This is a genomic window from Aquimarina macrocephali JAMB N27 (assembly GCF_000520995.1).
Taxonomy (GTDB): domain Bacteria; phylum Bacteroidota; class Bacteroidia; order Flavobacteriales; family Flavobacteriaceae; genus Aquimarina; species Aquimarina macrocephali.
Map to the genome: position 1 here is coordinate 15,374 of NZ_JACA01000058.1, position 13,528 is coordinate 28,901.

Below are 13,528 nucleotides of genomic sequence, written 5' to 3' on the forward strand. Positions count from 1 at the left end.
TTAAAACCTAAATGAGTAACAAATGAAAGATGACAAAGACCTTTTAAAACCGCTTTTACGAGCAAAGTTTAAAAGTGATTCGGTTATACCATCGAAGGACAGGTTTGATGACATATACAATGCAGTACAGAAGCAAAAGGTTAAACGCAATTATATACCTTGGCATGAAATTACTGTAATTGCGATATTGCTTTGCGCTGTATTCATCTTGTATTATGTAATGAATGATACGACTTCAGAAAAAACAGACATCACTCCGTCACATAAAGAAAATATTAACTCTATCGAACCAAAAAATGAGCAAACTACAATCCAAACAGAAGAGCAACCAAAAATTATTGAAGTCAAGCCTATAGAATCCAATACAGATTCTAAATCTGTAAAAACAGCCAAAACAGAAACTTTTTCTATCGACTCTACTATTTTAGAACCAGACGAAGAAAGTAAAGAAAAAGGTTTTATTGGAGTATCCTATATCGCTTCAGAAAAATATGCTTCAACAAAAAACACTAAGTATATTAAACTTCCTGATTCGAGTATGATGGTAATGAGGAAAAATAGTAAAGTTAACTTTAATACTTCGATACAAAGTTATCGAAGAGTTGATCTTGTTGGCACTATATTCTTTTCAATACAGAAAAATGAATCAAAACCATTCGTTATACACGGAAAATATTGTAATGTTCAAGTTAGTGGTAATTCTTTTGCAATATCTACAGAAAAAGATGCTGATTATATCACACTTATTAAAGGTTCTGCAGAAATAATTAATCGTAAAACTGGTAAAAAACAAAAAGTAGTTTCGGGACAAAGTTTTAGTATCAATAATCAGGAAATTATTCTCCTTAAAAGAGCTCCTAATCAATTTGCCTGGAAAACTGGTGTTCTACATTATAAAAATGTTAGTGTGAGTCAAATTATCCATGATTTAGGAGAAAACTTTGATGCCAAAATTAGACTAAAACGAAGTCCTTTACTTGATTGCAAATACACTGGATCTTTTAGCAATGCAACTACCGAAGAAGTCCTTGGTGAATTGGCTAAGAAGTTGAATATAAAAATAGAAAAGGAAGGCGAGATTTTTATAATTATTGGAGAAGGTAATTGCGCAGATTAAAAATACCTTCTTTGTAAACTCTAAAAAGATATTTAAACACATTTGATTCTTTTAATACTTCTTACTATAAATACAACTCGTTGTGCATTTAGAAATTAATAGTATAAAAAAGCGTCAATTCGAGTGGTTTTTCGAAATAGAATGAAGAAAAATTGTATTGAGAATAGCTTTTTTAATTCAAAATTCTATTCTCGATACACTTCTTCTTTTGGTCGAAGCACTCGAATTGACGAATTTTGAATTAAAAAACCTTAAATGCACAACGGGTTATAAATGCATTATTTATATATTAAAAAACCGATCTATAAAGTGTTTTATAGACCGGTTTTTTAATTTGATATATTGTTCTATAAATCAAAAGTTATCGTTCCCTCTATTGAAGTAAGTACAACCTCACGATCACAGGTTCCATCACCAAAATCAATATTAAAATTAACTCCAAAATTACTAGAATAATCTTGCGCTCCTTGCACAGGGTATTTAAGAAAACTTAACCCTTCAAAACATGCTGCCTTATATACTATTGGAGATCCATCAACAGATTTTGATTTTATAAAGAAAGGTTCTTTTAAATTTTCTAATGAAGAAGATTCTTTCAAGGTAATAACCTCCTGCTCTGTAAAACGGTTTTCAAAAGAAAAATTTCTATTCGTAGTATAATGATATGTTTTTCCATCGGGAGCTGTAATAACTCCATCTATTTCTACATCAAATACAGGAACATCATTGGTGCTTTGTTCTTCATTTTTTTGAGCTACTTTATACCCGTCAAAAATATACCCTCGATCATATTGTACATTTTTAAACACTGCAGAATCCTTAAATTTAGATGGTAAATCTTCGGCTACATAGTATTCTAGGCTACCTGTCCAATCATCAAATTGACATTGATCTCCTGCATCATTCAAAATCATTTTACTATAATGATCATATCCAGAAAAACCCGGGATAGGTTTTTCCTGATAAGGGATTAATAATTCAATAGAGAAACAAGTCCCTTTGCTGTTTTTGGATGATTTTTTAAGATCTAAAGAAGCTTGTTCTGAGATTTTTCCAAAATCATCCATAGCGAAGTTTACCGTTTTACTCAATTCAAATGTTTCTTTATTATTTTGTTCAGAAACATTATCATCAACATCATTTTTAGTACAACTCACTACTAGGCCAAAAATCAGGGCACAAATCAATAGTTTTTTCATGGTTTTCTTTTTTTAAGTGAATATTATCTTTGTTTTCTATTTATTAAACCTTAAAAAAATAAAAACGCTGCGTCGATACTTCATTTTTTGTTAAACTAGCGTCAAATCATTGGATCAGACATTAGATTTTGTATATATTGGCAAGGGAAACAATTTTGGATCAAAATGAGAAAAACATTTTTTTAGCTATTCCCAGTTTTCTTTTTTCATGCAGAAAGTTTGCAAAAGAAACTCTCGAAAAAGATATGTTAGCCATTGTTTCTGAGTAACCCTACAAACATTCTTACAAAGATTGAATACTTCGATGACACCAAAAGAAAAATTAAACGCACTCGGACTCCAATTACCAGAAATATCAACTCCAGGAGGATCTTACGTATCTGTAAATACAAGAGGAAATATAGTCTATATAGCTATTCAATTTCCTATTCGCAATGGAGAGTATTTATATCAAGGTAGATTGGGAGACACTATAACTACAGATCAAGGATATGAAGCAATGAAATTATGTGCTCTTAATGTTCTTGCCCAAATAGATGAGAAAATTGGCTTTGATGCTATTGAAGGGCTTAATCATATTGATGCTTATTTCCAGTCAAGTATTAGTTGGGATGATTCTCCTATTGTCGTAAATGGTGCTTCAGACTTATTTATTGAAGTACTAGAACAAAAAGGCACACACACCAGGGCAATTTTTGGAGTGGATAAACTTCCTCGAAATTTTAGTGTGGGTCTAACTACATCATTTACACTAAAAACTACTTAAAAATACGCTAATCATTATCGTAAAAAAGTGAAATCTTAAAATAGAGGGAACTGTTAGGTAGAACAAGCATTATTCTTTGTAAATTTGCCTTCTTTTACCAAGGAATTGTTTACATATGATTATTACCAAAACACGTGAAGAAATAGAATTAATGCGCGAAAGTGCACTAATCGTATCAAAGACATTAGGGATGTTAGCCCCCGAAGTTAAACCTGGGGTAACTACGCTACATTTGGATAAACTTGCAGAAGAGTTTATTAGAGATCACGGTGCAATTCCCGGTTTTTTGGGATTGTATGATTTTCCAAACACTTTATGTATGAGTCCTAATGCTCAAGTAGTTCATGGGATTCCGAATAATACTCCGTTAGAAGAAGGTGATATTATATCTATTGATTGTGGTGCTATTAAAAACGATTTCTATGGAGATCATGCGTATACATTTCCTGTAGGCGAAGTATCAGAAGAAGTAGAACGTTTACTTCGCGTTACTAAAGAGTCTTTATACGTTGGGATTGCAGAGCTTAAAGTTGGAAAACGAGTAGGTGATGTTGGGTATGCGATCCAAAAATTTACTGAAGAAGCCGGTTATGGTGTAGTTAGAGAATTAGTAGGTCATGGTTTGGGTCGAAAAATGCATGAAGATCCCGAAATGCCTAATTACGGTCGCCGTGGTAAAGGGAAAAAATTTATCGAAGGTATGGTCGTTGCCATTGAACCTATGACAAACATGGGAACACATCGCATCAAACAATTACAAGATGGATGGACTATTCTAACTGCAGATGGAAAACCAAGTGCTCATTTTGAGCATGATGTAGCTATAATTGATGGAAAACCAGAAATCCTATCAACTTTTAAATATATCTATCAGGCATTAGGTATTGAATCTAATGAAGAAGATGCCTTTAGGCAAGAAGTACTGACTGTATAATATATATTCTTTAGTGCTCAAAAGCCTTCTTTATGTAGCTTTTCAAAATGAAAAAACTATTTAAATTTATACTTAATACTATCCCCAGGCCGCTATTGATTCGATTGAGTTATATAGCACGCCCAATATTATCATTATTTTTACGAGGAAACACATATACGGATCCAATTGATGGTAAAAGTTTTTCTCGTTTTTTGCCTTATGGATATGGTAAACAAAGAGACAATGTACTTTCTCCTTCCACTTTATCATTAGAACGACATCGGTTACTCTGGTTATTTCTAACTAATGAAACCGAGTTTTTTACTACGCCCACCAAAGTATTACATTTTGCTCCTGAACAAGCATTTTATAAAAGGTTTAGAAATTTAAAACACCTTGATTATACTACTACTGATCTTAATTCCCCGTTGGCAGATGTAAAAGCAGATATCTGCAATTTACCTTTTGCTGATAGCGAATATGATGTTATCTTTTGTAATCATGTTTTAGAACACATCCCAGATGACACTACAGCTATGCAAGAAATTTTCAGGGTGTTAAAACCGGGTGGGATGGCAATTCTACAAATTCCTCAGGATCTAAATAGAGATGTAACCTTTGAAGATAACAGCATCACAGATCCACAAGAACGAGCCAGAATATTTGGTCAATACGATCATGTAAGGGTCTATGGCCGGGATTATTTCGAAAAATTAAGATCTATTGGTTTTAAGGTCGATGAAGTAGACTACACCAATATTTTATCAAAAGAATGTGTAACAAAATACTGTCTTGCCCCTGGTGAGATCCTTCCTGTTTGTTATAAGCATTAATACTTACTTTTCAGGAAAACCATTTACAGATAGTGTTTTTAATTCCTTATTCTGATCTTCATAAATAAAGTATGCTTTGAGTTCTTTATGTGTTTCTAAGAATTTTTTTGAACCTTCTAATCCCATCGACATCAATGCAGTGGCATATGCATCTGCTTCCATACAGGTATTGGCAATAATAGAAACCGCCAGAAGGTTTGATTTTAGAGGATATCCTGTTTTGGTATTCAAAATATGAATATATCGCTCTCCGTTTTCATCAATTTTATACTTTCTATATCCGCCAGAAGTGGCCATAGCCTCATTATGCAATGAAATTACTTTACTATAGGATTGCGTATCATCAAAATTAGGGTCTTCTACTCCAATTCTCCATGGTTTCTGTTTAATTACATTACTTCCTTTACCTCTAATCTCTCCTCCTATTTCAACCAGGTAATTTTTGAATCCTTTACTTTCAAAAAAATCGAAAAAAACATCTACCCCATACCCTTTTGCCAATGCATTAAAATCGATATATGTTTTAGGGTCGTCTTTTACAATTTTATTTCCTTTCAATGCTACTTTCTGCAAACCAACCGACAACAACAAGCTATCTATTTTAAGGCTATCTAAAGAGATAATTTTTCCCTCTGGCCCAAAATCCCATGCATTTACCAAAATCCCAATAGTAGGATCAAAAGCACCATTGGTTTCTTTATATATTTTCTTAGAAGTAGTAAATACTTTTACAAAATGGTCATCTATCGTTACTGTAGTATCACCAGAGTTAATTCTGGATATATCAGAATCCTTGATATAAGTAGACATTGATCTATTAATAACATTAATCAAACTGTCATATGATGTTGAAAAATCATACTCTTTATCATCTATAAACTGAACAGAAAAAGTGGTTCCAAAAGCTTTTCCATTAGTGTAGTTAAGGTGTAATTTAGCCTCCTTTTTACATGAGACAAACAATCCTATTAATATAACTATACCTATTTTTCGAATCATAATTTTAGTTCAAATGAGTTTCTATTGTTTGTAATCCTGCATATTCTAAAACATATTCTTCGTTTAAAAGCACTGGCTTATTTGGGTTTTCAGAATTTTGTAAACCAACACCGGCATAGAATACTTTTGCTTCTTGTTCTATCGCATGCTTTTTAAACGACTCCATCCAAATGACATCATAATTATGAGGATTATCTGGATACGAAACTACTTTAACAAGTACGAAATACCTTTGATTAGATGTATCAACACACACAAACTGCGGATGTTTTCCCAGAGTGCTATTAATTGCAATAAATTCGAAGCCTTTTTTTTCTAATTCTTCACCTACAATATTCATTGCAAGGTTATGTAATTCTTGTCTGGTAAGTATTCTGGTCATAGGGAGGCAAAGATATTATTTTGAAAGCATAATTCAGAATTATACTGAACTCATCTTTATTTTTTGTCTTGCATCAAAAAGTCCAACCATTTCATAAATAATAGTATAAAATATAGCCATTATTTTACGCATTCAGAGAAATTATTGTATGTTTAGTGTGATAATTTAATAAGCTTTTTCATGACTGTTAAACTATCTTTTTTAATGTGATAACCTTATAAACATACCCTATGGAAAATAAAATTACTTTGGCCGGATTAGATTTCGTAATTAATTTTTGTAACAAAATAAATACTCAACCTATTCCTTTGGCAGAAATCCCACAACAATCTTTAGCTAATATATACGCCAATCCCAAAGGAGAAAGACACTATATCGTTAATATTATTTCGTTTTTACCTCTTAAACTAGATCCTGTAAAAACCGCCAGTAGTGGTTTGTTTTTAAATGAAGAAAAAACCATATTCTTTAATTATAATGGAGTTACTGACATAAAGACCAGTATACAAACTGAAAATGACATGGTCGTTTCAAGGGATTTCAATATTGTATATGATTCTACTGATCCTATCCCCTCAGAATTTGATATGTACCATATTCAGATAGATTATAAAATTGCATCCCTAAGAACACAGAGTGTAGAAGCTATTGTAGTACATGATAAAAATCTAGATCCTGAGACCGATAGAGGTACAGTGACTACTCCAGTAACGAGTGGACAATAAAATGCATAAAACGATTATCATATGGTGTGTACTTCTTGGCTATACGTTTATGCATGGTCAATCTCAAAAAAACAGTCAGCTCAACTCATTTTACAACCATTTGGATGGTTATTGTAAAGAGAAGGTTTTGGTTATTGATTTTTGTAATGCTGTAGAGTTTTATCGTAATCACAAGTTGGATTCTTGTTACATTTATGCTGGTAAAGCATTAGAAATCACTAAACATCAAGAACAGCGGGATATCTTATATTATATCCAGGGCGTAAGTGCAATTGGCAAAAATTTGTACACCAAATCCCTCCAAAACATGGACAGTATTTCTGAAGATTTTAAATTTTCAGGGCTTAAAAATCATAAACTTGGAAGAATCTATTTGGGTTTGGAGAACTATGATCAATCTATACAGTATTATAAAAAATGGTTAAATCAAGATGAAGAGACCAAAGATGAACTTTTACTAAAAACTGCTTACCATAATCTGGGTGTTTCTTACCTGCATAAAAAAGATTATACTAAGACAAAGCATTATTTTTCTAAAGAATTAGCCTTAATCAAAGAAAAGGATACTTTTTTTGTGATTGTCACCAAAATGGAGCTTGCTAACGCCTATTATAGTCAATATAAAGATGAGGAAGCTATCGCTTTGTTTAAAGAGTGCTATCAATTGGCTAAATCATTTCATGACATCGAGCTAAAACAAAATACAGCCAAAAATATGGCGGTAGTAGAAAAAAACAGAAAACGATACCAAGAAAGTGTTGCCTATTACGTAGAATACGGAAAATGGAAAGATTCTATCTGGAACAGAGATAGAGTCTGGGAGCTTACAGAAAAAGACAAACAACTTGCTATTGCACAAAAGGAGCAAGAAATATTGTTGCAAGATGAAAAAATAAAACAACAAAAAACGCAACGTAATGGTCTAATTATAGGCAGTTCACTCCTACTATTGTTTATTGGTATTCTGGGATATTTTTATAAATTGTTAATTGGTAAAAAGAAATTGATTACAGAACAGAAAGAACAACTGGATATCGCAAACACAACCAAAGATTATCTGTTTTCTGTAGTCTCACATGATTTACGATCTCCTGTTAATGCATTGAAACGACAGCATGAAAAATTGCTGGATCACATAGCTGAAAAAGATTTCTCAGGAATCAAAAAAACTACAGATACTGCAATTACCTTAACAGAATCTACCAGTCACCTATTAAACAATGTACTGCACTGGTCGTTAGAGCAAAGTGAGCAATTATTTTTTGAACAGGAAACATACCCTTTAAAACCCATTCTTGAACATGTTATAAATGATTATGAATATTTGGCAACAACCAAAGAAATTGTACTCAAAACCTTATTAGATGCATCTATTTTGGTTACAGTTGATAAAGAATCCTTAAAAATTGTTCTTCGTAATATCCTTGATAATGCTATTAAATACACCAAAAATGAAGGGAAGATTACTATATCATCTGGTAATTACGCTGCGAACGAATGTTTTATTGAGATTAAAGATACAGGTGCAGGTATTCCACCCGAAATTTTAGCAAAAATTAACTCATTACATGACATTACCACAGATAAAATTGATCGGTCTAAAGGAGTAGGTCTTGGGTTATTATTATGTCATACACTCGTTAAAAAAAATAATGGACAATTAATTTTTGATAGCGAGCCTGGTAAAGGAACAAGGATCAAAATTGTATTACCAAAAGGAATTGATTAACTATAAAAGCCTATAATAGGTACTTAATACACCAAAACCATTATCGATATGGTTTATGAAATGTATATAGATGAAAACATTAAGATTATTAGTATTAGAAGACGAAGATGAAGAAGCTAAAGAGATTTCAGAATTTTTGAGCGATAATAATTTTGAAGTGACGAGAGCCTCAACCATACAGGATGCTGAAAGAAAAATACAGGATCATTTTTTTGATATGATCATTTTGGATATTATGATAGACGGGAAACCAGATGGTATTGTTTTAGCACAGCAGATTAATGAGCAACAACTTAACATTCCTTTTTTATTTTTGACCAGTACACAGAGTAAACATTTTTTTGATCTGGCTAAACTCACACAACCTGCTACTTATTTACTTAAACCTTATAACACATTAGAGCTTTTATTTTCTATAGAGCTAGCTATCGAAAAGCACTATAAGCAATCTAATACTCTAAGTTTTAACTCAGAAAATGCGGTATTGAGTCCTACTTATATTTTTGTAAAAAAGAATAAAAGTGTTATGAAATTAGCCATAGAATGTATTCATTATATTGAGGTAAAAGAAAAATATTGTAATCTGATAAGTGAAGAAGGTAATTTTTTGATTAAGCTATCCTTAATAAAAGTAAAAGAGTTATTATCGAATCCAAACTTTACGCAAGTGCATCGTAATTTTTTGGTCAATATTAAAAAAATTAAAGAAATTTACTTTGAAGACAATCTTATCATATTGATGGACGATGCCAAAATTCCATTTAGCGAACGTTATAAGGCCTTATTTATAAAGGATAACGATATATTAAACTAACCGAATAATATTATAGGGATATGTAATAGTAGGACGCATCAATAGCCTAAAAAGAAATCACTTGTATTTTTCTTAAATATGGCTGCTCCTGCTATAACGGTAAACCCCCATTCCACCATCAGCAGAAGCAGCATATTTTCTATAAAAACTAAATGTATGAACGTTTTAATTTTATTTAACTAAATACAAATGCTATTAATTGCAAAAAACCAATCTTCATAATTCATTTTCAAACCACTATCTCCTTCTTTGTGCTCTTTTAATTGGTTCTCTAACCTCGTTTCATTATCATTTCCACTATAAAATTAATTAGAAATACGCTATCTCATGAAAGCAATGTCATAAGCGTTAAAAACTAAAGCATAAGTGTATCTAAATTGGGTATAATACCAAAAACTGAATTTACCGTAACAAATTCGAAGCTTTTTTTCTAATTCTTCACCTACAATATTCATTGCAAGATTATATAGTTCTAGTTCATGTTTACTAAGTATTCTAGTCATAGCCTTACAGAGGCAATACTCTAAATTATTTTATCTATTAAAAAAGGATGTTCCTAAAACCTGAATTTCCCAACTTCTATTTTATCTTCTTCTTTATCAAGTCTAACAATAATTATTTTTTTAGATTCATTTTGTCTTCCATAATTTGTAAATAGGACAGCTTTTAAAATGGTAGGGCCTGAAATTTTTTGAACATCATCTGAAAAGTAATCCACCATAATCTCATACTCGCCGTCTATTGCTTTTTTTAACATAAACTCCTCTGGCTCATAACCTTCTACCATATCTTCTGAAAGTCTTCCTCCTATTTTTGTTTCTGAGTTTTTATAATAACCCTTTTCTTTCTTGGGATCAATCACCCATAAATCTATATCGGTATCGTTATGATTCCAGTCAATTACCACTCTTACGTCTACAGGCATCTCGCTAAATTCAGTTTTTTGTATTTTACTCAATCGAAGCTTTTTACCGTATTTATATACTAACCTGTTTAGCTCCGTATAAGCGATCTGTTCAATCCCAAAATACAATTCCTCTTCATCTTTGATCAAAAGGTCTCCAATATAAATTTTATATAATAAATCGAAACTTTTTTGATATTCGCCAATATACTCATACGCCAATGCAAGATCTCGATATGATTGTGGATCCTCGGGTCTTAATTTTAAGATTTTTTCATAAACTATAACTGCCAAATTATAGTGTTCAAAATATTCCAATTTATATGCTAGTGCCTTCATCAATTCATGATTACTTAATTCGGCTTCGATAAGATTGGTCAAAATTTTTATTGCAGTATTTTTTTGTTTCCTTTTGTCAAAAAAATCAGCTACATCAAGATAAAAAGAAGGACTATTTGAGTAATCATTTCTAATTTCTAAATACTTTTTATATGCCAATTTGACCGTTGGTTCTTTTTCTAAAATTTTTAAATAAGGCGTTTCTGGGTTCCATGATTTTAATTCTATTTTATCAGTTATTTTTTCATTTAGTTCTGCAATTGCCTCTCTATTAAAATCTTTACCCTTTACTGTTGTAATTACTATTATTCCATCCCCCCCTGAGAACCATAAATTGCTACAGCACTACTAGGCTTTAAGATTTGCATAGATTGTATTTCTTTCGGATTCATTTGTGCAGTTGGATTACCCTTGACCACAACTCCATCTACAATATATAACGGTTGTGAATTTGTGACTGATGAAGCTCCTCTTATAGTAACCGAAGGTGATGCCATTGAAACTCCATCTATCGCTTGACTAAATGATTCTGATTTTACAGAGGTCACCGATGCAGTAATTGATGATCTCTTCTGTGCTGCATATCCCGTAACCACAACTTCTTCTAACATAGATGTACTCTCTTCTAAATTAATATTTATTGTGTTTGAATTATTAACAGTAATAGTAGAAGAATTATAGCCTAAATATAAAATTTCTAATTCTTCTCCTATTTCGGCATTGATTGAAAAATTTCCATCAAAATCAGTTTGCGTACCAATTGTTTTTCCTTTTATAATAATATTCACCCCTGGTAACGAAACCCCTCTTCCATCAGTAATCACTCCTGATATGATATGCTTTGTCGTATCCAAGACACGTTCATTAAGGCTTTCAGGTTGATTTTCTTCTATTGTATTGACTACAATAGGATTATTATTTTCAAGCTGATTTTCATTATTTCCTTGCTCTATTGAATCCACTTGTGGTTGTTGAGATGGGGTTGCCACTTTTTTTACTGATTCTTTTTTCTTTTTTGGATAACTCGTATTATACCATTTTAATACATCCTCATAGCTCTCGATTAACTCCTCTCTTCTCTCTTTTAATTCTTCCAGTTTATCCTCTTCGTTATCTTCAAAGTTCATTAACCTTTCTTTGTATTCTTTCATTAATTCTTGAGGAGGCTCAATTCTATACTTTACATAATCTTCAATTCTATCTAATATTAGCATAGAAGTATAATCAGTGATCATACCATGTTTTTTGGCTAAAGAAATAATTTCTTTCCTATTTTTCTCTTTATTCTTATTTAATGATTTTAATTTTTTCTTTGCCCATAATTTGGGCACAATTCTTGTGTTTTGTGATTTTTTCACATCAACATCTATCCTCTTGACCACTTTGTTGGTATAACCAAAAAGCAACTGAATGGTTGTGTCTTTGCTAAATTTACCAGTGATAGAAAAATCGGAAACTACATTAGTGTTTTTTGGAGGATAAACCTCTTCCACATCCTTGTTATATTTTATACCCAAAAACTGGAAAGTTTCTTTCTTTAATGCACTTGTTCCATCTGCAACTGAATATCTCAAGAGATTTATATAGTTTCCACTTGAATTAGTTGCAATATCATTAAGAATTTCATGGTCTGCGGAAACCGATGAATTAATGGTGTAAATCGGATTTTTGAATTTACAATTTAAATCCCCCAAATTGATTAACCCATCCGAGAACAATAACATTTCATCTGAAGTTATTTTTACATCATCAAAAATATCTAGCGATGTTCCCCCATCATATTTAATATCATTTATAAACTTTTTTAATGCAGACCAATCTCCACCAACAATAGTGAATCTTTCATTTTCACCAATTCTGCTATTAAAAGAAATGACCTCTACCTCAACATCTTTAAGGTACTCTATGTAAGAGCCTATAAGTTCTAGTTCTTTATCTATTTTCTTGTATTTGGAAGAGAAAGAAGCATCCCATAACATTGTAATTTTTTTTGGCTTTTCTTTAAGTCTGAAATTTGACCCTAGTCCTTGGTATATATAAAAATAGTTCTCATTAGTTAATATTTTTTGGGTATTGATTTTATTTGGAATCTCTACCATCAAAGGAATTGATGGTTTATAATTTTTTTTCTGTAATTGAGCAATATACCCATTATCTATTTTCTTAAAAGGCAAGTAAATATTTGCTTCTTTATTTTTTACAACAGGCGCATCTATACCTCCAAAAACACTGATCGCTATAGAAAAATTATCTAATACCTCTTTAAACGCTAATGGTAATTCATACGCTCGAAAACCATTAATTGCAAATAATTCTTGTTCGTATTTAATCACCACTCTTTTGTAGTCATTTGGGAGTATAGGGTATATCCTTGCTTTGTAATTATTACCTTCAGTGTTTTCTAAAAGTCCCGGATCTATATTTTGTCTTACTGTATTTTCAAAAGCTACTCTGGCTAATTCTTTTTCTACAATAACAGCCTCTCGTAATCTCCCATTGACTTCCATCGCAAATCCAGAGACCGATTGACCATCGCCTAATGGAAAAACCAGTTCTCCTTCTAGTGTACGATTCAATTCGTTATAAAATTTCATATCATACGTAGTAATTGCAAAATTATCAACAATCTCAGTATTGATTATTAAACTAGAAAGTCTTAATTGGCTTGAATCTTTTAATTTAATAGCGGGTATTCCTTGTGAAAAAGCATCAATAAAAAAGATCAAAAATACGAGTAGAAGTATATTTTTCATGGTTAGTATATTTAATTATCTAACCTAAAAATCCGAACAAAAGGCTAATCAA

The 13,528-nt window shown here is 31.6% G+C and carries 12 protein-coding genes; 7 read left to right on the top strand and 5 right to left on the bottom strand.

Translation table 11 applies throughout. The features are described from left to right. Positions 1 to 22: 22 nt before the first annotated feature. Positions 23 to 1,117 carry a FecR family protein gene (locus tag Z054_RS0125255; RefSeq protein WP_024772788.1) on the top strand — a complete coding sequence of 365 codons (1,095 nt, stop codon included), beginning with the start codon at positions 23 to 25 and terminating at the stop codon, positions 1,115 to 1,117. 347 nt (positions 1,118 to 1,464) lie between these two features. Here Z054_RS0125255 and Z054_RS0125260 read toward each other — a convergent pair whose 3' ends face one another. Further along, positions 1,465 to 2,316, bottom strand: a complete 852-nt coding sequence (locus Z054_RS0125260) for a hypothetical protein (RefSeq protein ID WP_152538675.1) — start codon at positions 2,314 to 2,316, stop codon at positions 1,465 to 1,467. A gap of 304 nt (positions 2,317 to 2,620) precedes the next feature. On the opposite strand from Z054_RS0125260, the gene Z054_RS0125270 reads away from it, so the two are divergent. From Z054_RS0125270 to Z054_RS0125280, 3 genes are all read left to right on the top strand, one after another. Further along, complete coding sequence (locus Z054_RS0125270; RefSeq protein ID WP_024772790.1) at positions 2,621 to 3,082, top strand: RidA family protein; 462 nt, start codon at positions 2,621 to 2,623, stop codon at positions 3,080 to 3,082. 115 nt (positions 3,083 to 3,197) lie between these two features. Continuing rightward, positions 3,198 to 4,016, top strand: coding sequence for a type I methionyl aminopeptidase (map, locus tag Z054_RS0125275; RefSeq protein WP_024772791.1), 819 nt, complete (start codon positions 3,198 to 3,200; stop codon positions 4,014 to 4,016). A gap of 47 nt (positions 4,017 to 4,063) precedes the next feature. Then, the gene (locus Z054_RS0125280) at positions 4,064 to 4,831 is read left to right on the top strand and encodes a class I SAM-dependent methyltransferase (protein ID WP_024772792.1); all 768 of its coding nucleotides are present in this window, start codon (positions 4,064 to 4,066) and stop codon (positions 4,829 to 4,831) included. A gap of 3 nt (positions 4,832 to 4,834) precedes the next feature. On the opposite strand, the gene Z054_RS0125285 is transcribed toward Z054_RS0125280, so the two are convergent. Beyond that, positions 4,835 to 5,830, bottom strand: coding sequence for an FAD:protein FMN transferase (locus Z054_RS0125285; RefSeq protein ID WP_024772793.1), 996 nt, complete (start codon positions 5,828 to 5,830; stop codon positions 4,835 to 4,837). Positions 5,831 to 5,834: 4 nt separating this feature from the next. Further along, positions 5,835 to 6,212 (bottom strand): hypothetical protein, encoded by a 378-nt coding sequence (locus Z054_RS0125290; RefSeq protein WP_024772794.1) that lies wholly within the window; start codon positions 6,210 to 6,212, stop codon positions 5,835 to 5,837. Positions 6,213 to 6,442: 230 nt separating this feature from the next. On the opposite strand from Z054_RS0125290, the gene Z054_RS0125295 reads away from it, so the two are divergent. From Z054_RS0125295 to Z054_RS0125305, 3 genes are all read left to right on the top strand, one after another. Beyond that, positions 6,443 to 6,937 carry a hypothetical protein gene (locus tag Z054_RS0125295; protein ID WP_024772795.1) on the top strand — a complete coding sequence of 165 codons (495 nt, stop codon included), beginning with the start codon at positions 6,443 to 6,445 and terminating at the stop codon, positions 6,935 to 6,937. Position 6,938: 1 nt separating this feature from the next. Beyond that, a complete protein-coding gene (locus tag Z054_RS0125300; RefSeq protein WP_084050594.1) occupies positions 6,939 to 8,666 on the top strand; it encodes a tetratricopeptide repeat-containing sensor histidine kinase in 1,728 nt (575 codons plus the stop codon). Positions 8,667 to 8,736: 70 nt separating this feature from the next. Then, complete coding sequence (locus Z054_RS0125305) at positions 8,737 to 9,480, top strand: LytR/AlgR family response regulator transcription factor (RefSeq protein WP_024772797.1); 744 nt, start codon at positions 8,737 to 8,739, stop codon at positions 9,478 to 9,480. 556 nt (positions 9,481 to 10,036) lie between these two features. On the opposite strand, the gene Z054_RS0125320 is transcribed toward Z054_RS0125305, so the two are convergent. Continuing rightward, entirely contained in the window at positions 10,037 to 10,882 is an 846-nt protein-coding gene (locus Z054_RS0125320; protein WP_024772799.1) for a DUF2135 domain-containing protein, read from the bottom strand. Positions 10,883 to 11,028: 146 nt separating this feature from the next. Continuing rightward, positions 11,029 to 13,476, bottom strand: a complete 2,448-nt coding sequence (locus Z054_RS29275) for a VIT and vWA domain-containing protein (RefSeq protein ID WP_024772800.1) — start codon at positions 13,474 to 13,476, stop codon at positions 11,029 to 11,031. Between the last annotated feature and the right edge of the window lie 52 nt (positions 13,477 to 13,528).

Coding starts and splice junctions, on each gene's coding strand:
- Z054_RS0125255 (WP_024772788.1), top strand. CDS start 23: ATGAAAGATGACAAAGACCTTTTAAAACCGCTTTTACGAGCAAAGTTT.
- Z054_RS0125260 (WP_152538675.1), bottom strand. CDS start 2,316: ATGAAAAAACTATTGATTTGTGCCCTGATTTTTGGCCTAGTAGTGAGT.
- Z054_RS0125270 (WP_024772790.1), top strand. CDS start 2,621: ATGACACCAAAAGAAAAATTAAACGCACTCGGACTCCAATTACCAGAA.
- map (WP_024772791.1), top strand. CDS start 3,198: ATGATTATTACCAAAACACGTGAAGAAATAGAATTAATGCGCGAAAGT.
- Z054_RS0125280 (WP_024772792.1), top strand. CDS start 4,064: ATGAAAAAACTATTTAAATTTATACTTAATACTATCCCCAGGCCGCTA.
- Z054_RS0125285 (WP_024772793.1), bottom strand. CDS start 5,830: ATGATTCGAAAAATAGGTATAGTTATATTAATAGGATTGTTTGTCTCA.
- Z054_RS0125290 (WP_024772794.1), bottom strand. CDS start 6,212: ATGACCAGAATACTTACCAGACAAGAATTACATAACCTTGCAATGAAT.
- Z054_RS0125295 (WP_024772795.1), top strand. CDS start 6,443: ATGGAAAATAAAATTACTTTGGCCGGATTAGATTTCGTAATTAATTTT.
- Z054_RS0125300 (WP_084050594.1), top strand. CDS start 6,939: ATGCATAAAACGATTATCATATGGTGTGTACTTCTTGGCTATACGTTT.
- Z054_RS0125305 (WP_024772797.1), top strand. CDS start 8,737: ATGAAAACATTAAGATTATTAGTATTAGAAGACGAAGATGAAGAAGCT.
- Z054_RS29275 (WP_024772800.1), bottom strand. CDS start 13,476: ATGAAAAATATACTTCTACTCGTATTTTTGATCTTTTTTATTGATGCT.